The organism is Pedobacter punctiformis, assembly GCF_027213715.1.
Lineage (GTDB): Bacteria > Bacteroidota > Bacteroidia > Sphingobacteriales > Sphingobacteriaceae > Pedobacter > Pedobacter punctiformis.
Genome location: NZ_JAPWGM010000004.1, coordinates 213,007 through 238,444, shown reverse-complemented (window position 1 = coordinate 238,444; position 25,438 = coordinate 213,007). Strand labels below are relative to the sequence as shown.

The 25,438-nt window shown below is 37.1% G+C and carries 44 protein-coding genes; 2 read left to right on the top strand and 42 right to left on the bottom strand.

Translation table 11 applies throughout. The annotated features are described in order from the left end of the window. The 12 genes from O0955_RS13285 to O0955_RS13230 all read right to left on the bottom strand — a co-directional run bounded on the left by O0955_RS13285 (position 1) and on the right by O0955_RS13230 (position 9,880). Positions 1-4,332, bottom strand: coding sequence for a phage tail tape measure protein (locus O0955_RS13285; protein ID WP_269428035.1), 4,332 nt, complete (start codon positions 4,330-4,332; stop codon positions 1-3). 306 nt (positions 4,333-4,638) lie between these two features. Then, positions 4,639-5,181 (bottom strand): hypothetical protein, encoded by a 543-nt coding sequence (locus tag O0955_RS13280; RefSeq protein ID WP_269428034.1) that lies wholly within the window; start codon positions 5,179-5,181, stop codon positions 4,639-4,641. Between the two features lie 47 nt (positions 5,182-5,228). Next, positions 5,229-5,408 carry a hypothetical protein gene (locus tag O0955_RS13275; RefSeq protein ID WP_269428033.1) on the bottom strand — a complete coding sequence of 60 codons (180 nt, stop codon included), beginning with the start codon at positions 5,406-5,408 and terminating at the stop codon, positions 5,229-5,231. Between the two features lie 11 nt (positions 5,409-5,419). Next, the gene (locus O0955_RS13270; RefSeq protein ID WP_269428032.1) at positions 5,420-5,986 is read right to left on the bottom strand and encodes a hypothetical protein; all 567 of its coding nucleotides are present in this window, start codon (positions 5,984-5,986) and stop codon (positions 5,420-5,422) included. 33 nt (positions 5,987-6,019) lie between these two features. Continuing rightward, positions 6,020-6,457 carry a hypothetical protein gene (locus O0955_RS13265; protein ID WP_269428031.1) on the bottom strand — a complete coding sequence of 146 codons (438 nt, stop codon included), beginning with the start codon at positions 6,455-6,457 and terminating at the stop codon, positions 6,020-6,022. Continuing rightward, complete coding sequence (locus tag O0955_RS13260) at positions 6,454-6,885, bottom strand: hypothetical protein (protein ID WP_269428030.1); 432 nt, start codon at positions 6,883-6,885, stop codon at positions 6,454-6,456. The genes O0955_RS13265 and O0955_RS13260 overlap by 4 nt, the downstream gene beginning before the upstream one ends. Next, positions 6,882-7,199, bottom strand: a complete 318-nt coding sequence (locus O0955_RS13255) for a hypothetical protein (RefSeq protein WP_269428029.1) — start codon at positions 7,197-7,199, stop codon at positions 6,882-6,884. Before O0955_RS13255 ends, O0955_RS13260 begins: the two co-directional genes overlap by 4 nt. Next, positions 7,193-7,510 carry a DUF6706 family protein gene (locus O0955_RS13250; RefSeq protein ID WP_269428028.1) on the bottom strand — a complete coding sequence of 106 codons (318 nt, stop codon included), beginning with the start codon at positions 7,508-7,510 and terminating at the stop codon, positions 7,193-7,195. The genes O0955_RS13255 and O0955_RS13250 overlap by 7 nt, the downstream gene beginning before the upstream one ends. 2 nt (positions 7,511-7,512) lie before the next feature. Beyond that, a complete protein-coding gene (locus O0955_RS13245; protein WP_269428027.1) occupies positions 7,513-7,686 on the bottom strand; it encodes a hypothetical protein in 174 nt (57 codons plus the stop codon). Beyond that, positions 7,686-8,780 carry a major capsid protein gene (locus tag O0955_RS13240; RefSeq protein WP_269428026.1) on the bottom strand — a complete coding sequence of 365 codons (1,095 nt, stop codon included), beginning with the start codon at positions 8,778-8,780 and terminating at the stop codon, positions 7,686-7,688. The genes O0955_RS13245 and O0955_RS13240 overlap by 1 nt, the downstream gene beginning before the upstream one ends. Before the next feature lie 2 nt (positions 8,781-8,782). Beyond that, positions 8,783-9,184: a hypothetical protein gene (locus tag O0955_RS13235; protein ID WP_269428025.1), complete on the bottom strand. Its 402-nt coding sequence runs from the start codon at positions 9,182-9,184 to the stop codon at positions 8,783-8,785. Between the two features lie 18 nt (positions 9,185-9,202). After that, positions 9,203-9,880, bottom strand: a complete 678-nt coding sequence (locus tag O0955_RS13230) for a hypothetical protein (RefSeq protein WP_269428024.1) — start codon at positions 9,878-9,880, stop codon at positions 9,203-9,205. Between the two features lie 167 nt (positions 9,881-10,047). Between O0955_RS13230 and O0955_RS13225 the strand changes: the two genes are divergently transcribed. Further along, positions 10,048-10,440 carry a hypothetical protein gene (locus tag O0955_RS13225; protein WP_269428023.1) on the top strand — a complete coding sequence of 131 codons (393 nt, stop codon included), beginning with the start codon at positions 10,048-10,050 and terminating at the stop codon, positions 10,438-10,440. A gap of 213 nt (positions 10,441-10,653) precedes the next feature. Here the strand turns inward: O0955_RS13225 and O0955_RS13220 are convergent, their stop codons facing one another. The 11 genes from O0955_RS13220 to O0955_RS13170 all read right to left on the bottom strand — a co-directional run bounded on the left by O0955_RS13220 (position 10,654) and on the right by O0955_RS13170 (position 15,108). After that, positions 10,654-10,956 (bottom strand): hypothetical protein, encoded by a 303-nt coding sequence (locus O0955_RS13220; RefSeq protein ID WP_269428022.1) that lies wholly within the window; start codon positions 10,954-10,956, stop codon positions 10,654-10,656. A 13-nt stretch (positions 10,957-10,969) separates the two neighbouring features. Then, a complete protein-coding gene (locus O0955_RS13215; RefSeq protein WP_269428021.1) occupies positions 10,970-11,341 on the bottom strand; it encodes a hypothetical protein in 372 nt (123 codons plus the stop codon). Positions 11,342-11,353: 12 nt separating this feature from the next. Continuing rightward, a complete protein-coding gene (locus tag O0955_RS13210) occupies positions 11,354-11,620 on the bottom strand; it encodes a hypothetical protein (RefSeq protein ID WP_269428020.1) in 267 nt (88 codons plus the stop codon). Next, positions 11,604-11,864 (bottom strand): hypothetical protein, encoded by a 261-nt coding sequence (locus tag O0955_RS13205; protein WP_269428019.1) that lies wholly within the window; start codon positions 11,862-11,864, stop codon positions 11,604-11,606. Before O0955_RS13205 ends, O0955_RS13210 begins: the two co-directional genes overlap by 17 nt. Further along, a complete protein-coding gene (locus O0955_RS13200; RefSeq protein WP_269428018.1) occupies positions 11,864-12,259 on the bottom strand; it encodes a hypothetical protein in 396 nt (131 codons plus the stop codon). Before O0955_RS13200 ends, O0955_RS13205 begins: the two co-directional genes overlap by 1 nt. Before the next feature lie 12 nt (positions 12,260-12,271). After that, entirely contained in the window at positions 12,272-12,706 is a 435-nt protein-coding gene (locus O0955_RS13195; protein WP_269428017.1) for a hypothetical protein, read from the bottom strand. Continuing rightward, positions 12,706-12,972, bottom strand: a complete 267-nt coding sequence (locus tag O0955_RS13190) for a hypothetical protein (protein ID WP_269428016.1) — start codon at positions 12,970-12,972, stop codon at positions 12,706-12,708. Before O0955_RS13190 ends, O0955_RS13195 begins: the two co-directional genes overlap by 1 nt. A 2-nt stretch (positions 12,973-12,974) precedes the next feature. After that, entirely contained in the window at positions 12,975-13,385 is a 411-nt protein-coding gene (locus tag O0955_RS13185; RefSeq protein WP_269428015.1) for a YopX family protein, read from the bottom strand. 13 nt (positions 13,386-13,398) lie between these two features. Continuing rightward, positions 13,399-14,313: a phosphoadenosine phosphosulfate reductase gene (locus O0955_RS13180; protein WP_269428014.1), complete on the bottom strand. Its 915-nt coding sequence runs from the start codon at positions 14,311-14,313 to the stop codon at positions 13,399-13,401. 201 nt (positions 14,314-14,514) lie between these two features. Then, positions 14,515-14,754 carry a hypothetical protein gene (locus tag O0955_RS13175; RefSeq protein ID WP_269428013.1) on the bottom strand — a complete coding sequence of 80 codons (240 nt, stop codon included), beginning with the start codon at positions 14,752-14,754 and terminating at the stop codon, positions 14,515-14,517. A gap of 51 nt (positions 14,755-14,805) precedes the next feature. After that, a complete protein-coding gene (locus O0955_RS13170; protein WP_269428012.1) occupies positions 14,806-15,108 on the bottom strand; it encodes a hypothetical protein in 303 nt (100 codons plus the stop codon). A gap of 138 nt (positions 15,109-15,246) precedes the next feature. On the opposite strand from O0955_RS13170, the gene O0955_RS13165 reads away from it, so the two are divergent. Then, on the top strand, positions 15,247-15,474 hold the full coding sequence (locus O0955_RS13165) for a hypothetical protein (RefSeq protein WP_269428011.1): 228 nt from the start codon (positions 15,247-15,249) through the stop codon (positions 15,472-15,474). Here O0955_RS13165 and O0955_RS13160 read toward each other — a convergent pair. From O0955_RS13160 to O0955_RS13070, 19 genes are all read right to left on the bottom strand, one after another. After that, positions 15,455-15,778 carry a hypothetical protein gene (locus O0955_RS13160; RefSeq protein WP_269428010.1) on the bottom strand — a complete coding sequence of 108 codons (324 nt, stop codon included), beginning with the start codon at positions 15,776-15,778 and terminating at the stop codon, positions 15,455-15,457. The genes O0955_RS13165 and O0955_RS13160 overlap by 20 nt on opposite strands. Next, positions 15,775-15,981, bottom strand: coding sequence for a hypothetical protein (locus O0955_RS13155; protein ID WP_269428009.1), 207 nt, complete (start codon positions 15,979-15,981; stop codon positions 15,775-15,777). Before O0955_RS13155 ends, O0955_RS13160 begins: the two co-directional genes overlap by 4 nt. Next, positions 15,981-16,349, bottom strand: coding sequence for a nucleoside triphosphate pyrophosphohydrolase family protein (locus O0955_RS13150; RefSeq protein ID WP_269428008.1), 369 nt, complete (start codon positions 16,347-16,349; stop codon positions 15,981-15,983). The genes O0955_RS13155 and O0955_RS13150 overlap by 1 nt, the downstream gene beginning before the upstream one ends. After that, positions 16,349-16,675, bottom strand: a complete 327-nt coding sequence (locus tag O0955_RS13145; protein WP_269428007.1) for a hypothetical protein — start codon at positions 16,673-16,675, stop codon at positions 16,349-16,351. The genes O0955_RS13150 and O0955_RS13145 overlap by 1 nt, the downstream gene beginning before the upstream one ends. A gap of 108 nt (positions 16,676-16,783) precedes the next feature. Next, positions 16,784-17,020 (bottom strand): hypothetical protein, encoded by a 237-nt coding sequence (locus tag O0955_RS13140; RefSeq protein WP_269428006.1) that lies wholly within the window; start codon positions 17,018-17,020, stop codon positions 16,784-16,786. A gap of 234 nt (positions 17,021-17,254) precedes the next feature. Beyond that, positions 17,255-17,926: a hypothetical protein gene (locus tag O0955_RS13135; RefSeq protein ID WP_269428005.1), complete on the bottom strand. Its 672-nt coding sequence runs from the start codon at positions 17,924-17,926 to the stop codon at positions 17,255-17,257. Between the two features lie 352 nt (positions 17,927-18,278). Then, on the bottom strand, positions 18,279-18,764 hold the full coding sequence (locus O0955_RS13130) for a hypothetical protein (RefSeq protein WP_269428004.1): 486 nt from the start codon (positions 18,762-18,764) through the stop codon (positions 18,279-18,281). A 1-nt stretch (position 18,765) separates the two neighbouring features. Continuing rightward, positions 18,766-20,211 carry a phage portal protein gene (locus O0955_RS13125; RefSeq protein ID WP_269428003.1) on the bottom strand — a complete coding sequence of 482 codons (1,446 nt, stop codon included), beginning with the start codon at positions 20,209-20,211 and terminating at the stop codon, positions 18,766-18,768. Positions 20,212-20,304: 93 nt separating this feature from the next. Further along, positions 20,305-20,625, bottom strand: a complete 321-nt coding sequence (locus O0955_RS13120) for a hypothetical protein (protein ID WP_269428002.1) — start codon at positions 20,623-20,625, stop codon at positions 20,305-20,307. 4 nt (positions 20,626-20,629) lie between these two features. After that, positions 20,630-20,998, bottom strand: coding sequence for a hypothetical protein (locus tag O0955_RS13115; protein ID WP_269428001.1), 369 nt, complete (start codon positions 20,996-20,998; stop codon positions 20,630-20,632). A 4-nt stretch (positions 20,999-21,002) separates the two neighbouring features. Beyond that, positions 21,003-21,155, bottom strand: a complete 153-nt coding sequence (locus O0955_RS13110; RefSeq protein WP_269428000.1) for a hypothetical protein — start codon at positions 21,153-21,155, stop codon at positions 21,003-21,005. 2 nt (positions 21,156-21,157) lie between these two features. Continuing rightward, on the bottom strand, positions 21,158-21,547 hold the full coding sequence (locus O0955_RS13105) for a helix-turn-helix domain-containing protein (RefSeq protein WP_269427999.1): 390 nt from the start codon (positions 21,545-21,547) through the stop codon (positions 21,158-21,160). 30 nt (positions 21,548-21,577) lie between these two features. Further along, entirely contained in the window at positions 21,578-21,763 is a 186-nt protein-coding gene (locus O0955_RS13100; protein ID WP_269427998.1) for a type II toxin-antitoxin system HicA family toxin, read from the bottom strand. Positions 21,764-21,879: 116 nt separating this feature from the next. Beyond that, positions 21,880-23,334, bottom strand: a complete 1,455-nt coding sequence (locus tag O0955_RS13095) for a phage terminase large subunit (RefSeq protein WP_269427997.1) — start codon at positions 23,332-23,334, stop codon at positions 21,880-21,882. Next, the gene (locus tag O0955_RS13090) at positions 23,334-23,813 is read right to left on the bottom strand and encodes a terminase small subunit (RefSeq protein WP_269427996.1); all 480 of its coding nucleotides are present in this window, start codon (positions 23,811-23,813) and stop codon (positions 23,334-23,336) included. Before O0955_RS13090 ends, O0955_RS13095 begins: the two co-directional genes overlap by 1 nt. Positions 23,814-23,815: 2 nt before the next feature. Beyond that, positions 23,816-24,277: a hypothetical protein gene (locus O0955_RS13085; RefSeq protein WP_269427995.1), complete on the bottom strand. Its 462-nt coding sequence runs from the start codon at positions 24,275-24,277 to the stop codon at positions 23,816-23,818. Positions 24,278-24,463: 186 nt separating this feature from the next. Continuing rightward, positions 24,464-24,661 (bottom strand): hypothetical protein, encoded by a 198-nt coding sequence (locus tag O0955_RS13080; protein ID WP_269427994.1) that lies wholly within the window; start codon positions 24,659-24,661, stop codon positions 24,464-24,466. Further along, a complete protein-coding gene (locus O0955_RS13075; RefSeq protein ID WP_269427993.1) occupies positions 24,654-25,001 on the bottom strand; it encodes a VRR-NUC domain-containing protein in 348 nt (115 codons plus the stop codon). The genes O0955_RS13080 and O0955_RS13075 overlap by 8 nt, the downstream gene beginning before the upstream one ends. 4 nt (positions 25,002-25,005) lie before the next feature. Continuing rightward, entirely contained in the window at positions 25,006-25,392 is a 387-nt protein-coding gene (locus O0955_RS13070; RefSeq protein ID WP_269427992.1) for a hypothetical protein, read from the bottom strand. Between the last annotated feature and the right edge of the window lie 46 nt (positions 25,393-25,438).

Genomic DNA, 25,438 nt, shown 5'->3' with positions numbered 1-25,438 from the left:
TTAATATCCAAACTTGCCACCAGCCCTTAATTGTGCTGCCAAACTATCCTTAGTGTTATCCGCAATACTTCTTAAAATCGGCAATGCATTTTCTCCTGCATCCGCTCCCCTTCGTGTGTTAGATTCGATTTTCACTTGCAAAGCAAAGTTATCCCTTGCGATTAGGAATAAGTCTCCTAATGACTTACTTTGAGCGGTTAATAATACGTTTGTTTGAAGTTGTGTAAGCCTCATGCCATTAAAGGCCCCGGTTAACTTATTGCCAGTATCCTCTGTAATCCCCGTTATTTGGCCTTTTAAGGAAGTGTCGGAAGTTTTACTCCCGCTACTCGTTAAATCAATGCCGGTAGCTTTGCTTAATGCTTCAATATCAGATTTAGCCTTTTCGCTGGCTGTTAGATAGGACTTCCTTAATACCTCTATTTCACTGCTTGTCAACCCACCCTCGCTTAATTTTGCGAATTCGGTATAGAAGGCTTGTAGTTGAGTTCTGATAAGCTCACCCTTAAACCCATTAAGAATAGACTTTTGGATAGTTGCCTCAAAGGATTTACCAAAATCTTGAGTCCCATCAGTGAGCGTTGAGATGAAGTCATCAGCAATTTGAGTTAAAGTTGACCCTACATTTTCAGCTCTTAAATTATTGACTAATTGTTCTGCGGTCTCATTTGCTTTAATAAGGTTTGTTACTATAGTTGCTGTATTTGCATCGAGTTTACCCTCATCTAACAGACGCTGAAGTGATGCCAGGTCTGTTGGTAGTTTTAAAGCATCCAACTTTGCTTGGTTCTGTTTAATGAAAGCCTCGTTAGTTACTCCTACAATAGCCTGTTCACCATTATTTATTTTTGTAATAATATCATCTAACTCTTTATTCCCAGTCAAAGAGATACGACCAGCTAATTCCTGAGCATACTTTGCCTGGTTGTCTCTTGCCTGTTTTATCGCTGCATCAAAATTTTTAATTCTCTCACTGCCATAAACATCATCTAATAATGCAACTTGTCTTTCAAGCGCTTTATTCAATGCTTCAGTTTGTTTGTTTTGCAAGTCCCTAGCATAAGAAGCTTGTTCTTCTCTTTGCGCTGATTTGTCGAAGAATGAAAATATAGATTTGAATATAGATATACCTGCCCCAAAAATTCCTAAACCTGCAGTTAATTGTCCCGTAACATCATTGTTTTTAGAGGCAATTTGCATATCCTTTATCCCTTTTTTTACATTTCCTACCTGGCCCAAAACATTCCCAAGAGTTCCTAAGACTTTACCAAAAGAACTATCCAGCCCTCCAACAAGAGAGCTTATATCCTCAACCTGCCTTGCTAGATCGGAGAGGGCTTGCCCGGCTCCTTGACGAACAATTAATTCGGTATTACTGAATAAATCATTCAAAGCTTTTACTTGATCAGCAGTCAATACTAATCCATCCTTAAGTTCTTTAGCTAATTGATTTCTTGCACTTTGAACTAATTTTAAAGCATTCTTAGTTGACAGCTTATCAATACCATCAAACATTTTTTTATACGACTCTAATTTGGATCCATTATTTTCATCCAATTCCTTCAAATCCTTATTATATCTCTTCGTTCTTTCTTCCTGATCACCATTGTTTTTTTCTAAATCAGCAAGGTCTTTGTTGTAAATTTCGGTTAGAATCCTACGCTTATCTGCATAACTCATAAACTCCTTAAGTAGTGCGTCAGTACGTTTTTGTTCTTCCTGAACTGCGTCTGCCGTAGCCTCTTCCAACACTTTTTGTTGTTTAACAATATAATCACCTCCTCCTGCGTCACCACCTTTAGCCTTGTCATCCCCTAGAAGTTTGTCTTGTTTATTTTTTAGGCTTTCTAAATAGGTTTGATCTACATTAATAAGTTTTTCATATCGAGCTTTGGCTTTTTCTAACCCAAAATCAGATTTATACTTTTCAAAGTCAGCATAAAGTTTTTTCTCTTTATCTATTGTATTTTTAAGTGCTTTAGCTGCTTGATCATCGCGTAATGCATCCTCTTCATCTGATTGAGCCTTAACTAAGCCACTGGCATCTACTTTTAATCCTTTTCTCTTATTCTTAGGATCATTATTAAACCGTTCTGCTTCTTCCCTTAGTTTATCATATTTAGCTCTAACAGCTTCGATCTCCTGTTGATTATCATCTAAGACCTTACGCTTCCCTTTATCCCTTAGTTCATCAATCCGCTCTTGCAAACGCCTCTGAGCATTAAGGGCAGTCTCCATTTCCTTTTGTATAGCTTTAGAAATGGGGGTAATAGGAGTTGCCGGGGCTGCTTTAGCATCAGGATATAATTCTTTTTTCTTTCTTGTTAATTCCCCTACAACAAATGTCTGCCTGGCATAATCAGCTGATGTTTTATTAATGTTTTGTTGCTCCTGAGTCGAGACTATTCCATCAAATTGCTTTTTTATGGCCAATGCATTATTTCTCTCTCTTGCAATTCTTAATAATTTTGCGGTCTGAGCTTCAATAGTCCTATTTAATTCAATTTCATCTTTGGCCCTACTAACCAAAGTGTTTGCATAAGATAAACCCTGAGCTTTTAACCCCTCGTTGTATCCTAAATTAGCTGCTTGTCTTGCTTCTTCCTGAAGCTTTTTTGCGTCTTCAACACTAAAGAAAATGCTTCCAGTTTTCCCGGTTCTATTAAAATTCTTAAGGGCGGCATCTCTTTGAACTTGCCCAATCTTAGTAAATAAATCATCTAAAGATTTAAGTGTCCAATTAGCTCCATCCACGATGGCTTTAAAAAACCTTCCTATTGACCCTGATACAGTAACTTTTTCAAATGTGTTGCCTATCTTTTCGATACTTCCTGCAAGGTTGTCGTTTTTTAATGCATATTGTTCTGCAGATAATGTTGCGGCGTTGAAATCAACTGTTGATTGCTTAATGTGTTCATTTAAAGATTCCTGACCGTGCGATAAAGCTGCAATTGTTTGAGAAACTCCTGATCCGGTTAATTTTAAGGACTTAAGTATATCATTAAAGGAGGTAGTTGTAGTTCCTCCCTTTGCTAAGCCAGCAAAAAATAAATCCAAAGCTCCTTTTGCATCATTATTGATGGTATCAGTGAAGCTTTTTAAAGTTAAGTTAGCGTCAGCCAATTGGGCTATAGAAAAGAATTTTTGCCTATTTGTTGTAAGGGCAGTTAGTAACTTTTTAAACGATGATCCTGCAACCTCAGCGCTCACTCCATTTTCCTGCAGAACAGCAGCGTAAGAAAGAATAATTGGCAATGATAGACCAGCTTGTTTTGCAAGGCCACCCACTCGCTCCCCAAAATCAGCCAGGTAGTCACCGGTTGCTAATCCGGATTGCCCTAATCCTAATATTGCAGAACCAATTTGGTTATAAGATTTCTCAACATCACCAGCATTTGATTTTGTAATACCAAATACATTATCAAGTACTCCTAAAGATTTAGCTATTCCTTCTGCACCACCTGCAAGCTCCCCTGCCAAAGCTACGGCTAACTGGTTTACTGCGCTTGTAAAGCCAGCTAGTTGATCTTTAGCTATCCCAAGTTGCCCTCCAATAATAGCAATATCTAATAACCCTTTTAAGGATGTACGGGTATCAATCTTTTTTAATTGTTCCGAAAGATTATCAGCCTCTGCTGCTGTTAATCCAGCAGTACGTCGAACATCTGATAGGCTATCGCTAATTTCTGCATTTGCATCTATAACTGCTTTTATTCCGCCAAGTATTGCTGTAACACTTAAATAAGTTGCGGCTAAGGATTTTAAACCATCTAATGCCTTTGCATAATTGCCAACATTTCGTTGATGGTTGCCCATCGTGGCATCAAAAGCCTTTAGTTTATCATTTAACTCATTATATTCACGAATTTTCGCCTTTAATTCAGGAGTTTGCTTGTTGAATCCACCTGTAGTATTTCTTATTTCAATACCTAAAGCTTTTAACCTATCAGTAGCTTCTTTGTAGGAACCTGCCGCAGCCTTCTGTGCATCTTTTGCCGCACGAGCAGCCTTAGTAAGTTCTTGTTGCGCTAATCGATTAGCAGCAATCTGCCTTGTAAGTTCAGCAGCAGCAACGCCAGATTGAAGTTGAGTATTCTTTAATTCTTGTTCCTCTCTTTTAAGGGCTGCAAGTTCAATCCTTGCTTTTCGAAGTTGGTTTTGGAATTCAATCTGGGATTGATTAAATTTCTTTTGTGATTCTGTTACGGTATTAATGCCAAGATCAGATAAAACCTTTTTCAATTCTATGGCATTCTTTTTTGCCTCGTTAATATCAAGAGTTGCCGTAAAATTTAACCCTCTATTCCCATTTGCCTTAATGTCTACCGCCATAAAACAAAAATACCCTGTATGTTTTGGGGTAATTAATTCAAGTGGTTACGTAGATGGGTTGGTAAAAGGGTGCGGCAATAGATATTATGTTTGACACTATTTTTCCTTCTTTAAAATATGTAAGCCACCTGGTTGGGTGGCTTTTTTGTTAGAAGATGTCGTCTGAGTCCTTAACCTCTAGTTTTGAACTATCTTCTTCATCATCAACACAAAAAGATGCTAAATATAATGTGTAATTTTTCCATGTGGTTTTCCATAACAAATCATCTGAACTTATTGCACCCTTAAAGAATCTAAGCATACTCCCTATTCCGGAATGTGGGAGGCTATCAACTCGCTCCCGTCTAATGGACTTACGTTTGGTTTCAGGATGCGTACTGTTCCCTTCGCCAAGGCAATAGAATTCAAAAAAGACTGCATACCTAAATTTTCTAAAATAGGGTGCAATGTTTTATAAAGATCTTCAGCTTCAAAATTATCTTCTATAAACGAAATTAATTCTTGCTCAGGCTCTCTTTTATTGTTCTGAATGCCTGCCGCTACAATATAAACCAATGTAGATAAATGTTCATTTATAATTGGCAGTATTGATTGAGCCATTGACCCCTCCAATATTTCATCTGGCAAAGATACAGCATGACCTGCAATTCTATACATGTTTCCAACAACACACGGATTTATTGTGAATTTCCGGTTTACTTCCTGATGGATAATTGGTTTACCAACTAACTTATCAAAAAACGACCTCTTTGGAATTGGTTTTAATTCCTTTATTGGAACTGTTACTGTGTAAAATGGCTTTTCTATTAAGGTTTCAGTTACACCTTTTAGTATTTCATTTTCAGTCATAAAATAAAGTTTAATTAAAAAGCCTTTACCGAAGCAAAGGCTTTTGTTTATTTGTTGCTAATGGGGATGACTGTTTCTTTAGGCTTTTTTGTTTCTTCAACAAGCCCAGAACCATCTGAACCATGTTTTTGAGCAAAAGAGTCTGAAACCTGCAAAACTTGCCCCTTTTTATGTAGCTTGCCTGTAGATGCTACAAACAGATCGCTTTTAAATTTTACCCATTTCATAAAGAACGTTTCTATGGGGTACTCGAATCAATTGGAGCGCCAGCTTCGGTAACCCATGTTTTAACTGAAATTGCATCTTCTAAACTTGTGGTAGTTTTAAATGATCCAACTTTGCCTGTTAATAGTAATTGTTGAACAGCCGTTTTAGACAGGTTATTTACAAATGTTGTAGTAACTGCAACATTAGGTAAAACAATAACCTGTTTTCGGCCATCTTTCATACTACGGGTAGTAATTCGGATCATTAAGTTTGCTACCTTACGCTTAGCAAGAGTAACAATTCTGGTAGTCGCTTCAGTATATTCCTGATTAAATAATAATGCAAGAATTTCTGGCTTTTGTTCAAGAACCCCAATTGCAATTGTATCTGCTTCCCCAGGAGTATAAAAAGTTAATAATGCCACATCTTTATCCTCTGGAATAAGATCTGTTTCTGTATCACTATTTTTAGTGTAAACAACACTATCCGGAGCGATATTTTCTAACCTTTGAAACGTAGCACCGGTGATGCCTGCCTCAGTAGTTACTGCCGGAGCGATTTCAATCAACTCAACTCCGCCTACAATGTTTGTTGCCATAATTTATTATTTAATTGCCTTTAAGGCGGGTTTTTAAATATTTGTATAATTGTCTTGAATACTCTGATATCTGAACGTTAAGTTTGCAAAATAGCTTCCATCTGTATCTTGCAGAATTACTCCAAGTTCTTCAATCCAAACTCTGAAAGTTGGCTTGTAAATCCCATCAATAAGAGGTTTAACAGCTTTCACTAAATTACTTAAGGTTGCTTGATCAGGCAATTGAACGGCTTTACCATTTACTGTTGATGAGATCGAAGGCGCATAACAGTTTACATTTCCAAATCCAATTTGATCTGATGTATTTGATATGGAAATACTATTAACGACAATACCTTTAGTGCTTGAATCTGTAGACTTAACACTAGGTTCAACTTTGCCTTTTTCTCCCAATAATATCTGAACAGACGATACATTTATGAGTTTAAACACATCAGACACTAAATCAAATCCATCTTTATAATCACTCATTGTAATGCTGATTTAAGATCTGTCTCAAAAAATGAATATGATCCAGAAATAACGTCCTTACCTTTTTTTTCAACGAAATAAGCGTATTCCTCTCCTGCTACTAGAGCCATTGCCAATCCAACTCCATCGTTAACCAATCTGGCTACAAATTCAGCATAGTCTCGCCCAACCTCTTGCCCTTCTGTGCCATCTTTTAAGTCTTTGAAATAAGATTCAACAATTTTTCCTTCAAACATGATCAGATAACCAATTGATGATCTAAGATTCCAGGTGATATTGTTAAATGTTGCTTTCGCAACTGCACGTTCAACAAACTGCTTACCAGCTCGTCTGTAATCATCAACCAACTCGTCAAACCATGATTCTGTTTCATCATTGATTATGTCGTTCAAGTCTTGTAATGAAAAGTCTGCCGTTATCTTTATCATACCTCAATTCTATGGGAAAGTTGTCCTTTGTAAACCGCTTTGACTGTTCCTTCAAAATGACCTTCAACAATGATCTGCATACCTACATCCGGAATATTCTGACCTGCATCCACTCTTATAGTTCCTACTTGCTTTACCTCAGTAAAGTCTTCGTTTCTAAAGGTCTTTGCAGATCCATTACTTGATAGATGAAACCTGCAAGGTATCTGTAATTGAATGCCTGAAGCACCCGGAATAATATACCCAGTCTCATGATCTTGCGTTGCCTCAGTGGTTTCTGTCCACTTCAGTATATGCGGTCTAAATTCTACCAAAATAATCTTTGTGTTACAGTTGGTTTAACAGGCGCCAGTTCATCTACTTCACCCCACTTTTTTCTTAGTGCGGAGTAAACGGATAGTAGTACATCCCTACTTGGCAGCTTAATGCTCACATCATCCTCAGTAGTATCTGCAGAAGTAATCAAGGTTAAGAGAAGCCCAGACATACACAGATCAACACTCCGCTCGTTTGATTTGTCGTAGTCGGAAGTACCAACTAACTCAGCATCAATCAATGCTTTATTTATCCTGTTATCAGGAAGAGGGAAGTTTACGGTGGATGTTAAGGCTTCTTTTATGGTCATGGTTATTTCTTTTCTACCAATCCTTTTTCTACTAGTTCTTTTAACCGATCATCAGGAAAATGACTTACATTTTCACCTTCGTTATAATGAAGATTAAAATTGTCTTTATCTCTGAATTCTTGAACAACCAGGTATTTATCTCCTGGTTGTTCTTTTGGTTCTTGTATCTTAGCCATTACGCTTGAACTGTTTTAGTGTCTAACTGATAGATCTCATCAACATTGTTAATTACCGGCAGTGCTAATGCCTGAGAAGAAGTATATTCTTTCAGTGGATCAACTTTGTGGTATTTTGAAACAAGGATGAATTGATCAGCAGTTTGATAAGTAACCGCTTTATTTGGATGGTTCATTTCTGCTAAAGTACCCCACGTTAAAGAGCCTACTTCTTCAGAAGTCAAGAACACAACAGATCCCTCTTGCCATGGCTTAACATTGGTTTTAACGCCATCACGTTCGATGCGTACAGTACGATTAACAATCTTAAGCGTCCAACCAAACTGGCCCAAGATAAATGAAGTCGCTTGTTCCATGTTTGGAGTTGGCAATACCGAAGTGGTATTTACTGCGATACCTAAAGAGCCAGCGTAGGCCTGTTTTAGTTCCGTAGATTTCAACATGTTATTAAAAGCAAACTGATCCATCATAACCGTGGTAATTGAATTACCATCAGCATCAGCTTTATCTTTAACACGGTTAAAGTCACTAATTGGTGTTCCGGTTGCTCCTGCTGACCACACAACAGATACGCCAAACTTATTTTCGGCCTTATAACCAAAATCGATACGGATACCTAATCCCACGTTAGCTGTATCGGCAATCAATGTTACTCCAGATGATAAGGCCTGTAAAAACATCATTTCCAACACCTCATAAATACCAGTGATAGCTTTAGCTGTATCTTGAAACAATTTCTGAACAATTGAGCTCTCTTGATTACCTGGACTATTTGAAAGAATATCAAGGTCAGTCATTGTGCGCTCATTCAAAGCTAATTTCATACCCAGTTTCGGGATATCGCCATCAGCCTTTGAAATTGAATCACGTTTTTTTAATGGTAGAGGTGAATCCATGGCAACTACATCAGCAGCTACTGTTGATCCTTCTACGTTAATTGAATTCCATTTTAGAGTTGGAGAATACTCTTTGCGCAACATTGTTTTATGCAAATATGTTGCAGGTGTTTTCGTGCCATTGATTTTCTCAACAACCTTCGCTACTAAGGGCTTGAAATACTTCGCTACCCAAGCGGTAAATAATGACGGTTCCATAATTAATCTGCTCTATAAATTATTTGTGGTTGAGCAGTTTTAACCGCTGCCAATACTGAACTAATGGTATATTTTTGCGCATTAGGATTTACCGTACCTCTATCCATCAATCCTACAAATGGTTTTGTAGTCAATACTGAGGCTACAGTTACATATGGGGAGATTGTATGATTGGCTGGTAATGCATCATAAGCAGAGCCAGATACTGGAAACGGCTTTAAATTACCTGTTGCGGTTTCTTGGATGATTACGTGTCCACCTGGAATAACATCCGGTGTCCAACCTGTAACATCTAAAGTAGCACCGCCAACTTTACCGCTGATATATTCAACAATCACAATAGAATCGTTTCCGGTATCCAGTGATGTTGCAGCGTTAGCTAAATTTCCGATTGCTGTTGACATTTGTCTTTGTTTAAATAATTAGATAATCGCATTAACCACAGCATCTACTTCGGCTGCTGTGGCTTCTTTTTTTGTGCTGGTATTTCCGCCAACACCACCCACTGGTCTATCTCCACCTAACCCACCATTAGCATCTTCTTGAATAAAGGCTTTAACACTTTCTGATTTTGCAGTTGCCCATTCTTGATAATCTGAATCATCTTTAAATGATAATCTGTCAAAGTCTTTTAGCGCTTCAGCTTTATAGGCTTCAGAAGTGCCCTCCAATGTTTTAGCGTATTGTTCCCTGCGAGTTGTTAACACCTTTTCGCCATTAATAGCCGCAATCTGGTCAGATAAAGCTTTTGTGGTTGCCGCTTGTGCTTCTAAAAGAGGTTTTAACCATGCCGGTGCATCTTCTGGCACATCAACATTACCTTCTTTTGCAGCCTTTTCCGCAGCTTCTTTGTCGGCTTTGTCTTTCTCGATTTTATCCTTTGCATCCTTTGCCCTTTGATGATCATCAAAAGCGGCCATCTCTTTAAAAGGAGTTAGTTCGTTGATGGTGTCAAGGTTCGCATCAATAGCGGTGTCGTCCGATTCGTCCGTTAATCCCTTTTCTGCGCGAGCAACAATTGCATCAATTCTTGTTTTGGAAAGGTTCACTCCTGCTGCTTTCGCTTTCAGTCGTGCTGCGATCTTTTCTTTAAGTGTCATAAAATGTGTTTTGGGTTTCTGCTAAGTTGCATCCGTTAATTACTCGTTCTACACCTTGCGTATTTATTTGAACCCAAATTTACCCACAGGTATTGGCGCGATAAAGCTGGCGAGATTACCAAGCGGGGTTGGTAAAACAAAGAAGGTTTGAATAATGTTATCCCTTCATGCCACGACGTAAAAAGCATGAAATTGAATTAGATGGAATTCCAAAGGAACTTGGAGCGGAAGTGTACAGTGAATCGCCTGGGTTCGTTTGCGTTCTTGCTCAGGATGTACACGGTAGTGTTATTGGCCGGGGTGGTTCGGTGGCTCAAGCTGTAGCGAATTTTGATGAAAAATTAAGAGCGCATTTAAGAAATGCTGGAAGTGACGATCCAGTAGTTGTTTATGTAAAAGGACACTTAGCAAAGAAAGCATACGTCGAAGAGGTGAAGGTTACTCCCCTGATACCCCGAGGTAGCGGAAAACGTCCAACCTGGGACGATAGCAATAAGCCTCAGCATGTGATCGATTTTGAGAGCCAGTTTTACAGTTCTCAAACAAAGAGAAAAAAATAATTTTTTTATATTTGTTCCTGAGAGCGTTAATTTAGATAACGGGTGTATGACTTCAGTTGTACGCCCGTTTTTTTATACATAAAAAAAGCCACATTTCTGTGCAGCTCAATCGGCATTTGCTGACGCCTTGAAATATCCCCCAGTGCGCTACCTTTCATTCACGCATTTGCCTCCACTAACGGACGACCTTCTTTCATTGAACTAACTGGGGAACTATTTAGCTATGCAAATATTATTAATTTTCAAATCATTGACAAACATAACAGCTTCATAATCTGTAAGGATTGTTTCACATGTGATTTTAAAAGCTTCCTCTGTCAAAATAAAAGCCTCCTCAATACTATACCCAATTTTCAGAAAATATATCAATATTAATCTTTTAGAGGCGTGAAGGTTATTGAGCTGATCTTCATGGGATAGGATTTCTTTTTGTGTAGCTAAACGGCTTACTTCCAAAAGAAATAGTTCTAACTTCCGATTAAATATTTTACAAAACAATTTTTTTAGGCTCTCCATACTTCAAATATTATTAATAACTAAACCTAATCCCTAACCCTAATAAAGCGCATGTTTCAATAAACTCCTTCGCTGACCAATACGCCCACCTTTGTTCGTATCTAATCTCTTTATAAAAATTCCAATTCAATCTTTGTGACAATATCTTCACCTGTTCAGGAGTAACTTCATCATCTTGATATGGGTGAAAAAAGAAACCTATTGTATCTTCGCCTGTTTTTTCAAAAGCCTTTTCGAGCATCCTTGCGGAGTCCGATAGTCCTAACGAACCTTTAGATAATCCGCCGTCAGCTGAACTGCAATAATGCAATACTCGTTTTGATGCTTCTTTGAATTCTTGATTGTTTGCTGCCAATTGTGGCGTGCAATATGCGTCCCATCCCATACTTCAAATATATTAAATTGCTACCATTTCAGCACTACCAATAACCTCATAAGGTTTTTCCCATTCCCACAAACCTAAAGCGCCTTTCACACCTAATATCGGTTTATCATAAAGTATCGGTTCAGATAGAACCCATTGGTAATGGCCTTGATCGGCCCAGATAGAAGGATGAATTTCATTTGACCAATAAAATATATTTGATTCGTCTATATGGGAAATTGATGTAAACCATCTCGGCACCACTACTATAGCAGTGCTTTCGTTAAGGTGTGTAATCATATTTTTTCCAGAATAAATCTCTTTGAATAATTATTTCCTCTCTTGTTCCTTCCTCATCATCAATACCCATTTGAATAGACTCCTCACTATTACAGAATGGACATGGATATTCTCCTCCCTTCGTTAATCTTCCATTTTCATCGCACCAATCTAAATCCCATAGATAGCCATCAATACATCTTGCATCTGGATAACTGGCTCCAAAAAAGGGGAATTCAGGACATTGTTTAATCTCGTAATTCATTATAATCCCTCCTTCAATTTAATCCAACCATATTCAATCTGCTTTTCAACGCTTATTCCCATGTAAGGGAGTGCATAGCCTTTTGAACGGAGATAGTCATAAACATGTAATGAATTTATGCCATGCTTTTCTTTTAACAGATCAACTAAATCTTTTAAAGTCCAATTGGCTTTAGTGTTAGGTTTAAGGTGCAGATGCTTGCGGACCTCAATACCATCTTCATCTGTTATTGATGAAAGGGGTTTGAGTCGTAGGTATGAGTCGTAAACTTGATCTAATATGTGGTAAGTAATCGGATATGAAAATCCAGATCCTCCTCCTTCTCCCTGAATAGCTACATCTTGACCATAATGCAAGACAAAGAATTTAATTTTATTTTCTAATGTATTTTCCATAATTAATACTGTTTATCCTTTTAATTTCATTAATTCACCATAATTGTAAATTGCTTCATCGAAAGTTTTGCCGAATGCATAATTGTCGCTTTCTTGAAGGTTTTTAAAATCTAATCCATGACAGCAATATTCATTACCATCTTTTTCAACTTTAATTTTCCACCAATCTTTATCAACTCCTTTTCCACCACAAGAATTGCAAACAAAAAAGCCTCCATATTGAAATGGATAACAACCTGATTTTTTACATCCAAAAACATGAGTAAAAGCGATGGCATTCTCTCTTGCCATTTTTTCGGCATATTCATAGCCTTGGATTCTTTCATATGCGTCATTAAACCCGTCTCCAAATGTTATTGGGGCATGTCCATTAATAAACATGTTAAAACCCGACATTACAGAGCTGTTTGCTCTAATGTAGTCTTGTGCGTATTTTAAATTTTCCATTATATTTCGTCTTTAAGTTCAAGGATTGATTTTCTTATTTCGCCAAACGCTACAGCTTTACCTCTTGAATAAAGGCTATCATGTGTATTATCTGATGCCGATTCTTGCCATATATAATGTAATTTTTCATGCTCTGAAATGTCCGCTGCCTCTTCAAGCTTCTGATTGGCGTATTCTTTCATGGCGGCTATTGCTTTATCATCCGCTTCTTTTGTGTAAGAATGATACAAACCGTGTTTTATAGCTATTTCTTCTGCTGTTTTCATGGTTATTTGATTAAGTCAGGGTTTTCGTGAATGTTGCTAATAACAACAGCCTTATGTGATTTTAACCAATAATGAATAGATGTCGGGCTATAACTTTTACCTGTTAACAAGTAAAATCCATGACTTCTGTATAATACATCGTCCTTTAGATTGTGATCTCCAAACACAACTTCTGCATAACAATCAATCCCTGTTTTGGCAAACCCACCACCAGCATAGGTTTTAAAATGCAATATATCCCCCTCATAAATATCCTTACCGTTCTTGTCTTTTAAGCCGGTGAATTGTTCAGGATAAGCACATTTAACATGTGTCTCATAGTATTGAAGACCTAAATCTATTCTACCCCCAATGAAAGGAATAAAGTATTTTTTCTCGTCTTGATTCCATACTCTAAATTTTATTTCTCTCATATTCTTTGATTAGTTAATCCATGCATTCACATGGTATATTTATGTTTTGACTAAATAAGTCGCAAACCGCATCTTTAACATTACGTTCTTTGGCGAGCTTTTCATAATCTATAGGCCTTGACCTATTTACTTTAAGCATTAGTTTTTTAATTTTTTCTGGTATTATTATACCCATGCTTTTACGTGTTTTGATCATCTGCAAGTACCGGTAAGCTTTTATTAAATCCCACCAACTAAAATCCCTACCTAAACCTTTAACTGTAGTTATATTTTCGGCGGCATTTCTTTCCATCGTTATTGCATCGTGGAACTCTTTTATGTTATTTTCGTACAACTCAATTATTTCCCATGGCTTCATTGAAGGACAGAATGTGCAGGATGATTTTGGAGGTAGAGGCAAACCAGCGTCAATAATTGTTTGAATGCACTCAAAACGTCCCATATTTAAATCAACTAAAGGATGAACATCGGTATATTTAACATCAGGGTATTCTTTCTTTGTTCTGTGTCCTTCATCAGCATCAAAACCTTTGTATTTGAATACTGGTATACCATTATCCCATGCAAATTTTGTTGGCTCCCAATTATTTAAATATTTGTCTTGTGGAGATTTCTTAAATTTTAATGAACACGTTTTGAAACCGTAAACAATACTTGGCAATGCTTTGTTGTTGATACAGTCCTGATAAAGGCCAACAAAATCACCGTATTTATTCACTTGCCTTACAATAGTTACTTCAGGTTGATTATGATCTATTAACCATTTGTTTAAAATAGGAATGTATTCGTAGGTTTTTGGATTTTCCTTACCTGGATCGGCAAACAAAATTGCATCGAAAATAATTCCTTTCTTATCGCATTTAATTAAATAAGCTATCGTATTAACCCCCATTCCGGCGGCTGCTATATGCAGTGTTTCCTTTTCCATCTTCTTTTCTTTAAACTCTACCAAAGCAGAACATCATTATTAATCCTGCTACTGCTATACTCATTATTGTTGCAAGCACCCATTTAGGCACTATGCATTTACTTCCGGGACGATTATACATTGTGGGATGATTTTTTACTGCCTTATGCGCAAGCCGTTTAGGGCGTTGCGCTGGCATTACCGCAATTGCAGTAACGGTAATTAGTTGTTTATAAAATTAACTTTAACTATATTGTTTACGCTTCCAGTAGTACAGCCCAGCTTTACTAATTGGCTATATATGTTATTTGGTATTTCATAACTCCAATCTTTTTTGATTGACGCGATATAAATCTCACCATCAACTCCAAATGCTGTTCCGTTGCCTTTTGATTTAAAAGATATTTTATCTGAAGGGAATAATGATTTGATTGTGCTTTTGAATTGATTTAGGTTTTTCATAATCTTCATTTATAGGTTTTAGTTAGCGGGGTTAACGCCCCGCTGTTTAGTTTAAATTGAATCGAAAATCTTTTTAGCAAATTCTTTAACTTCTTTTTTGGTGTATTTCTTTTCACATTTTAGTAAGTACTGGGTGTCTTTGCTTACCATTTCAAAAAGACCTTCCGGATTTGAAAAGATTTCGAGTAGTAATACTTTCTCTCGTTCGCTTCCCTCATTCAACTTTTCTTCGATTTTTTCCAATCTGTCAGCAAAAATCTTATCTGCTGGATTCTCGGTTAAGTCGGCCCTTTGCATTGTCATGATTAGAGCTCTTCTTACGTCCTTAGCTTCTTCATTAGTTAATAAATTCATTTTTAGAGATCGTTTATTAAAAGCTTCATTGCTTTTTGTATAGAACAAATATAATGCGATTGCATTATATTACTGTCATTGGTTTGTCATTAAATATAAGTCATTTGCATTGTATAATATTTTACTATATTTGTGCTAATGGATTTAAAGAAGTTTCTTAAGGACAACCCTCTGATTAGTCAAGCTGATTTGGCTGTTGCTATGTATGGCGATGATAAGCCACGCTACAATAAGAACAAGCTAAGCAACAAGCTAAACGAAGTGGTGCAAGGAAATAGTAAACAACGCATTACCCCAAAAGATGAACAACTAGCCTTAGAAGCCCTTAAAAAGCTTGGTTATAATATCAGTCAACTGGATGGGTAACATTCCACATCAATAACAATTCTTTCTTACCATTATATTTGGTCCGATCTGCATCTATCTCATTTACTGTTTTTATTTCAACCTGAATATCGTCGAGTAGTATTGATATGAACGCAGGACCTTCACCGGTATAATGATGCGTTCTGGTTTTTAATCCTACTTCATTGAGTGCTTTTAATAAGGGTACCGCAGCTTTATTGGCTACAAACTCGCCATCACCAAAATTAACTAACTCATAGTTTTCATCTAGTTCGTGATGGTGGTTGCAAAACCTAAATTGCTCTGTTGATTCTAAATCGCTCATATTCCCTGCTCTCCGTTCCGGTCAGCCATTGACCAATCATTCGGATTGTGGCGTTTGCCCCCTACCCTTGATGTAAACTCTGAAATCGGTTCCTGCCAGGTTAGTCCAACCTGTGACTTAACACCGCTTAGTAGCTCAACCGCTTCCTGCAGTTGGGACTTAAGCACCTTATTCTCTCTCTCTAAAATTGCTGTTTGTGTCATTAGTATTTCTTACCCCCTTCTTTGCTACGATTTTCTAGTTTGTGATCAGCTCTTGTTTGATTATAAATTAATTTATCGTGAATAGCTCCCGCAACATCTAATTCTTCACGGCCTGCTAAATCAAGGATCCGGATTATTGCATCTGCTAATTCTACTTCAAGCATTGAACGGCTTGGCAAGTGATCGTCCATCAATCCTTTTCGATCTCCTTCCATTGCTTCTGCAACCTCGCTTACAATAAGCATTAGGCATGTTCCAACTTCACGTGGTTTTGAATGCCAACCTGCAGCAACATTTTGCTGATAGATGTGATTTTGCAACACAGATACATTTTGTGTCCAAAATTGTAGTTTGGTTAATTGTGTCATTATTTTATCCTCCTTCTCTTTAATTTGGCGTTAGTTGCAAAACGTTTGCGGTTACTTTTGCAGATGAATGACTTCCCGGTGCCAAAACGCAAACCGTATTCTTTTGGTGAAAGGCCAGCATCATTGAAAAGGAAAGGATTGAAGTCCAAACCCCCATCTTGATTGATGTTGATTGCTTCTTTGCTTTTGCGTTCTTCTTTTGTGCCTTTAAGTTCGTTTACTTGCTCTGTTAGCTTAGCCGTAGCTGATGTTGCTGCTTGTGCTGATCCCATTAGCCCAGCCATACCCATTGCCGTGGCAATCAATCCAAATCTTCTCTTATTCATATATTTATTTAATTAGTTACTGTTCGTGTACCATGCTATTACCGCAATCACAACCCACCAAAGGATATGTTTTGCGTTTGTTAGGGGTGTGTTGGATTGGATCATAAACTAACTAGTCAACAATCTTTGAAAAGTAACAGGTATTGGATGGTCTCCCTTAGCAGGTCTTTCTTCTACAATCTCATTTATAGTGTAAGATGACTGAAGTTTTTCGATAACATCTCCAACTTCTAAAACATTGTCATTAGACGAAACCATATCTACAATATGACCACCACCTTTATTTAATTTAATTTGCAAATAATGAGGATAACCCTTCATTTGACCGAATTCTACAGTTTTCATATATTATTTTTTTTAAGTATCAATCAACTTGGTTCTGCAAAATGGTTGTAGTGTAAAAAAAGTAGCCGGGGAACCAACCCGACTACTAACCTAAACCTAAACTATGACCATATTTGGTCAGTAACTTGCCTGCTCCCGATTGGATTACCCATTGGGGCAGGGCTTTTAATGGTGCGGACTATTGGCACCCTTACATCTCTCTGCTGCTCGTTTCTAAATGAACTCGTCTAGTCCTTATCTTAATTCGACAAAAGAATAACTGTTAATTATTGCTATGTCGCTGTTCTTAAACCTTCTTACCAATCTATTGGTGGTCATGTTTGTGTGCTTTGATAATTTTGTCATACTATCGAAAACTTCACCTGTATCTAAGCATTTAACCCTTCTTTTTGGAGCTCCAGCATTATCATAACCGGTTGTTCTTTTCCTCCTATTGTTTGCCTGTACTACTGGTGTAGTCCATCTGCAATTATCAGGTTCGTAGCTTCCATTATTGTCTATTCGATCTAAAGAATGGCTTTTGCTTGGCCGCTTCCCCATATCTAAATAAAAGTTATCATAACTCTCTAACCATCTTTTGCAGACTTCAATACCTCTTTCTCCATATCGCACATAGTCCTTTTTATTCGGATTATAACAACGGTCCCTCATGTCCCTCCATGCTCTATACTCTGGAGAATCTCTTCTTATGTTGATGTCGTTTCCAATCCTTCTGGCACAACCACATGAAACTTTTTCAGAAGCATTCACAAAATTGTAAAGCTGCATATTGTACTCGTTTCCGCAAAAGCATCTGCAAGCAACGAAGTCTCTTTTTCTATTAGTTTGAATGCCTTTGTAAAACCTCAAAACAGTCAAATAGCCTTTTACTGTTCCAATGTGAACATCTTTCAAAGTAATAACCATAAATAAGTTTTAATGTGGGTTCAAAAAACCGTGGCGACTTATAAAATCAACCACGGCTATCTAAATTAACTGCTCTCACCTAAATAACCCACTCCGTAAATTAATACAGTCAGTGGGTTTCATCTATCTCAAGAGCCTACAACCAATCGTCATCGATTTGGGTGGCTAGTCCCTCTAATTAACTAGGCATAAGCAAATAATTTAGTTGTTAATGCAAAAAGCAATGTGTCGTTGACGTCGAAGCAACGACTTATTTCAGATCGTTGCTTGCTTGGTTTCCCTTTTGCTTATGCTAAGATAAAAACAATTCTCGTAATTCCCAAATTTGAGAAGTTTTTATTTTAATTTTGTTTCAAATGACCTTAAAATGACCAATACTATCATCCCACCATTTAGCCTTTACCATTCTATTGCCGCCTGCATAAAATGCATGGTTGGCATAATCATGACAAACGATGCTCTTACCAATCCTGCCCCAATTCTGTAATTTGGTATCAGCAAAGAAAGCTGGCACCTTCTCAGGTAATTGGTTAAACTTGATGAGCTGAGTACGGCGTTGCAGCATTACCCTACCACAACTCGATATTGATAAGCAAGGCGCTAAATATTTACCGTGTTCACTATCTTTTAACGAATGCCAGATATCCCACTCAGCAACATTGTTAAACAAATTGGTCCGATCAATTTTAATAACATAACGGGGATCAATACGATATTCGTACACAGACCTGCTGCACCCCTCACCAATCCTATTGCCACAAAAGAAGTCAGTAAAATCACCCAACAAGAAGATATCCTCTTTGAATAAATCTATGAAGTTCGTAGTTATGCCGGTCATGTTAAACTACTGGTATTGGTTGTGGCGCTGGCGCCAAAGATGCCCTCTTAGCAACTTCTGATTCAATAGCCGCAATCTCCGCATCTATATCATCCACAAACCCTAAAGTCTGTATTGCGGTTCTTACTGACATTAATCCAGCAGAAACCAATTCGACAACCCGGTTATATTCTTCGGTTAGATTCCGTGGCAATTCAATTTTAAATTTAGGTTTCATAACTAAACCCAATGACGGCTTAACATCAGTATTAATGATGGCCATGGCAGATTTAAGGAAATTTAGATTACGCTGGTGAAATATACCAATACTTCCTTGCTGCTTACGTCTGGCTTTATTGGTAGATGGTAGCAGCATCATTTCAATTGTTACGCCAGGCAAATCACCTGATATATCCTCAAACTTTAAATCGGGTGTAGCCGTTTCAATAAAAATATCTGTTCTGATATTCTTGCGCTCATTACTTGCTGACTCCTGCCCACCTTTGCTTTCAACGTATTTTAGATCAGCTTTATCGCCATCCATTTGAAAGGTCTTACGGGTATTGGAAGTTCCTCCCCCTGATGCCGCAACGATATTTCCGGTTGCTACAAGGATAGGGAATGCGCTGGTCTGATTTTCGTCGGCTGTATCACTATCTATTTCCTCAACACGTGTAATTTTTGAACTTACATCGGCCCATTCGGTGCGCTTTTGCTCATCAAGAATAAAATTAGCTTTACCATAAGTTATAGGAGTACTCGTTTCAATTGCCCATCCGGTTTCGCCTTGAATAAATGTTATGTATTTATCACTTAGGAAAAGATCCATTTTCTCTACATCTTTTTCACCGACCTTAACCTTATACTTTCGAGCCGCTCCAATCATATCTTTATATTGATCGCGAATTGGGATGATGATATCACCATCTTCGGGGCTAAGTATGGTACAACGCATTTTAAATTTGTTGTTGGTCTTGCCTGTAATGTCAAACCAATACCCATCTTCTGCAGGTACGCTATACCAAACTAAAAGCACAGTAAGATATCGTTGTTTAAGTCTCTCAATCTCTTGAGCTAAATAATCAAACTTATTATCCTCTAACGTCTTTTTTACCATGGCCAGCATGATTTCATCGGTCGCAAATCCTTCTCTTGGAGTACAATCAATACCTACTCCGGCAGATAGAGCAAGATCAACAGACCAATCAATAATTAGCTTTTGTGTCGCTGATGGAATTCGATGAACCGGCTTAGTTTCGCTCCTATACTTTGGACTACCATCTTCTTCTTTATCTCCGGTTGCAACATCAACCTTCCTGTCTGGTCGATATGTGAGATCAGTCACAACTTTATGTAACTCTGGCTCAAAGTTTAATGCTTCCTCGGGTATTTCCGGAGCAAGTTCTGTAATCTTGTCTACTAATTTCTTTGGGTCAGATAATAAATCAGTAAGTTCCTGTAATTCCATATGTGTGAATAGCGAATTGGCTAAACACAAAAATAGCCAACTGATTAAGCCGGCTATTGAATTGCTGTTTACTTGTGTGGATTGGTAAGTTAATTACCTATGTGTCGATATTTTTGCATTAGGATTTTGTTTACATGCTAACAAATAATCATCAACGAATGTTAAAAAATCTTCATACTTACCCCATCCATTTGGTGAATTAAATTGTCTATAATAATCTGGTTTTTCTCTTAAAGATACTAATCCATCATACAGAGGCTGTATTAATCCTTTAGCTTTGACAACTCCTAATTCCTCAGGTCTCCATAAATATCTGTAAATTCCTGCTTCATCTGCCATATTAATTAAATTATGCGTGATATTGGAACTGAAAACAATTCCTTTTCTGTTTTCTAAATAGACATCTAAACTCATAATATTATGCTTTAATCGTTAACTCCTCACCTGTCAAGGCGAAATAAATGTTTTGGAGCCTATGAATAGTCATGTCTTGAACATAGAATTCATTCTCTACAATATAAATCCTATCATTCAAATCTACAATAATTTCACCATAATTATAATCAAACCGACTTTCTCCATCGGCAGGCGCCTCAAAACCAAGTTTTAGTAACCACCATTCATCTAAAGGTATACCTATAATGTTATCTTTATGCCAATAAATAAAACTATTAATCCGGTTGTTACCCCCTACTTTTTCGCTTTCAATCGCCTCAACTTTAAAAGGGTTCATATTTGGATTAGGCGTGTTAACTAAATTCCCAATTCTTAATTCTGTTGCTCTCATAAGCTTAGTTGTCGATACTACTTTGAATACCTAAAACCCATTGCAACGCAATAATTTTTGCGGCTATCTCATCTACATCAGACCCCTCATACTCGCCACGATCTCGTAAATCTTCAAGCCATTTTAATTTTTCAATTATTTCAATTTTAGTCTTCATGCCTAAACCAATTCTAATTCACTTAATTCTTTTCCTAATTCTTTTATGCCAGTTAATATTTTTTTAACTTGCTTATCTGATGGCTTTCTGTTTCCATTTTTATAATCCGATAATAAGCTCTTTTGCATATCTATACGCTTGCCTAAAGCAGATACATTAATCTCTTTATAGAACTCAAAAAATGAGGCTAAGTCATACTTTAGCTTAATATGCACTTTTGTTATTGGTTCTTTACCTACTTCCTCTGCGAATAAATTATATGCATCAACAATATTGTCTCGCACTTCGGCAACGGTATCACCCATTGTAGTAATTAAACCCAATCCTTTTTCTTCTCGATAAGCCCCGTAACCGTCGGCTCCTTTTTCGATAATAAAATCTAATTTTTTCATGTCTATATGTATGTATATGTAAAAGCGGGGCTATTTAAGCCCTGCTTGTTTTTTAATTGCTTTCTCTGTTCCTTTCGGGATCTCTTTTGAGCCATGATAAGGGTAGATTAAGACTCCCGGTATTGTGGGGTGCTTCATCTTAATGTGGCTTCCATTTTGGCTTATCTCTTGCCAGCCTGCTTGTTTTAATTTTTTGAATAACTCTGATGATTTCATCTCCTTTCTTTTGATACTATAAAGGTAAACAAAAGTTCACATATAAACAAATAAAAAGTAAATTATTTTTCACTTTATTTTTCAAGGTTAGAAACCACTCGTGAGCAACGCTGCGGTTATATATTCAAAGCCCTAACTCCCAATCCTTTTTTCTTGTTGATGAAAGCGAGGTATTCGGTTGCAAAGTTGTGAGTTATAAGGTAGCGCTTACAATCTGAGGCGTGCCCGAATTCTTGGTATGGTACTTTTGTTACTGGATGAGGTTTTGTTTTTTTCAGGATTGTCCCATCAGAAGCTTCTAAAGTGTACTGATAATCATAAATTGATTGTTTGCACTTCGCGTTAACGCCAATAGTTATACCACTTGTGCTATCTCCTGAATAAATATCATTTATGAAGTTTCCAGATTGAACAACTGATGGATTTACCGATTGGATACGCAATTGAGGTCGATAGTCTTTAAGTACTGATATAATATCAGTAAAATAGTTCTCCCCTTTCTCTTTTTTAGTGTCTTCCTTAATTGAAGTTCGATCACCGCCAACAAATAACCCTTGCACCTCATCCAATGGATAACGCCTCATAAACTCTTTTGCAGCATGTGTAACTCGATTTAAGGGGTCTTTCATAAAGATTTCATCAATCTGTTGCGCATGCTTGCCTTTGATTTGCCAAACTGTCCATGGTAGATATGGATTAACGTTTTCATCACAACTAAGCCAAATCGGGGCTGACTTATCCCAGCCAATATTATTTACATGAATTTCCGGCTTAAATTCTTTCCAGAATTCACCTCCAAACGTAGTTTTTCCCCATTGTCCTAAAACATTGACACGATAGCTGTTATAATTTTTCAACCTCATGTTTTCATAAATGGCGATCAGATTTTGATCATGAAAACCATAAGTGCCACAGGGAGACCCAGTAATCCAATAATTATCTTTATAGTTGGTGTTAATCAATACTACCTTACCACAGGTCGAACGCTTCACGTAACTATCAGGAGATGGTAATTTATGATCTTCCATTATCTCAAACTCATATGTATCAACCAATTCCTTTTTAACCCAGCTATTCTCATCAACTGGGTTCCAAGACGCAAAAACCTTTTGACCTGGCATTCCCCTCAATGACATCTCGAACTGCTCATACTCAGCTTGTTCAAACTGGTTTAACTCATCAAGATATAAGTATTTGTAAGATTCAAGGCCCTTTGCTTTTTCTTCAGCATCAATCCCTTTAAGTACAATTTCACTTAAACCCTTACCTTGATTTTCAACTAAATATCGCCTGTCCTGTGTTTCGACAACTGGAGACAACCTCAATGATGATACAGCAAGATTGAAAGATTTTTTAAGCGTTGTTGGAATTATATTGCTTTCCTTGCGATATGCGATTGTATTACTCGCTTTAACATAATTATCTTTAACAAGAAATTGACAGATAGATACTGTTTTGCTACTCGACTTACCTCCAAAAATCAGAATTGTCCTGATGGTATCATCCTTTGCTAATTCATTAATGATAAAGTAAAGCGGATTAAACCATTTTTTATCTAAACGTAAGCTCATTAGTCATACACCTCATCCTCTAAATCTTTTCCAATCCTGACAGTATGATCAGTTTCTTTCTTATCAACCAGCCCCAAAGATCTTGATATAATGTTCGCATTATAAGCGCCAACTGTGGCTCCTTCAAACTGTTGTTGGTAAACGATTTCTTCTATTTTTTCAATGACTGTCAGAAAATCTCGTTTATCTTCAGTAGCAGTTCTTTTAAACTCTCTAAAATAAGACGTGCTACAATCCAAATAAAGACATAACCCATGCATAGTGAATGGTCTTGATGTTGGAATACTCATCGTCGTTCCTGCGAGCTCTCCTGACTTAATAGCTTCCTGTTTATGCCATGGGTTATTTGAACACCATTCGAAATATTCACAAGCAGATTCCCAAAGTAATGACGGTGAAGCAAATAGTAAATCCCTTCCGTGTGATGCACGCATCTTCCAGAATTGATTCCCGACCTTATGTGGTTGCTTCTTTGACATTCTTATGCGAATAATTTATATTGCGAATCTTTATGAATTGAGAATGGTTCGAAAAGATCTACCACTGTCATTACTTTTTTATAGAAAGGTTTAACTACGCCGTTGTTGTTTGGCTTCATGGGTGAATCACAATACCCTTTGTATGCATTGACCATCTCAGGATTATTAAAATTTAAGCACCTTGACATCTCGTCTCTCACGCCTGCTGGTAACTTAGCTGAAACACCTTCTCCGGGTAAGAAGAAAAAACTAAGCGGTTCGTAAAGCTGATAGCATGATGCGATGAAAAGAAGCATACAATTAAATTCATCCTCTATGGGAAAATTCTCTTTTACAGAATCAAATATAATTTGAACATACTTTGGATCTTTCAAAGTTTCTCTATGAGTGACGGCCAGATCTTCAAACATTTCTGGATGAAGGACCTTCAATATACGTCCTACTCTTTCCTGCGAACTTAACATTGCCTTATTGTGTTTAAGACAAATATAAATATAAATTCTCTATATTCCCAAATTTGAGAATTAATAATTTAAAAAAAAGGCTATTTGCCATTATTATTTTTATCGCAGTACCATTTATCTCCATGAGGCATTTCGATAGCGTAGGGACATGTGGCAAACGGTTTATCACATTGGCATCCTTGAGGGTTATTTTCTTGTATATTTTTGGAAGTGTCCATTTTTTATAAGATTAAGTAATGTTTGTTCTGGCTGATTAACCGGTATAGATTTTCCTAATTCCAAAATATCTATTGTGCATTCTTCAGGTTTTCCTGTTGGCCAAACTCTAACCACACACCAAATTCTTTGCTTGGCGTCTTTATACCATTCGTATAGCTTAATCATTGTATTTGTCGATTACTGATAAAAATTCGTCCTCTGAGCGAACGATAACATATTCATGTCCTAGTTGTGTAATTGTATGCTCCCACTCCTTCTGTTGCTTACTTTGAGATCCTAATTGAGTTTTCCATTCTATCCATAGTATAGCCCCATTACTTCTTATGAATGCCATATCTGCTACTCCTGGCAAAACCCCCATTGATTTATTTAATGCTCCCTTGATTGAGTTCTGGCTGTTGTTATTTATCGCGAAAACCCTTCCGCGAAGGTCTGGCCTATTATTCCACAGGTTAACATAAGCTTTACTCTGGATTGCTACTTCTGATTGATCTCTAAATTCCATATTATTAATTTGGTTTAACATGATAAACTTTTTGTTTTCGTCCTTTAATGATTGTTGTAACGGGTTCTCCAAATAATTCCGTTAAAAGCATACCTGTCCTTATGGGGTCTAATGGCTTTACTCTCTCTACTCTTTGCACTTTTTCCATTATTTGAGATGTCGTTAAAAACGAATCACATTGTTTCCTATCAAAGTGTTTCAGCACTAAATCCATTCTTTCGTAGAAGTAGTCGTCATCCCTATCTATTTCACGTGAAAAATTATCTAAAATTTTCTTCAGCTTTTTGATTTGTTTAGAGTTTGCCTTACGTAGTATTTTATGAAGTGAGATTATCAAATCCGTTGTTATTGACTCTTTCTGTGTTCGTCTTGTGTTTTCTTTATTTTTCATTTGTGTATTTTATTTAAGGTCAGGTGGTCACTTAAAGGTCGATAAG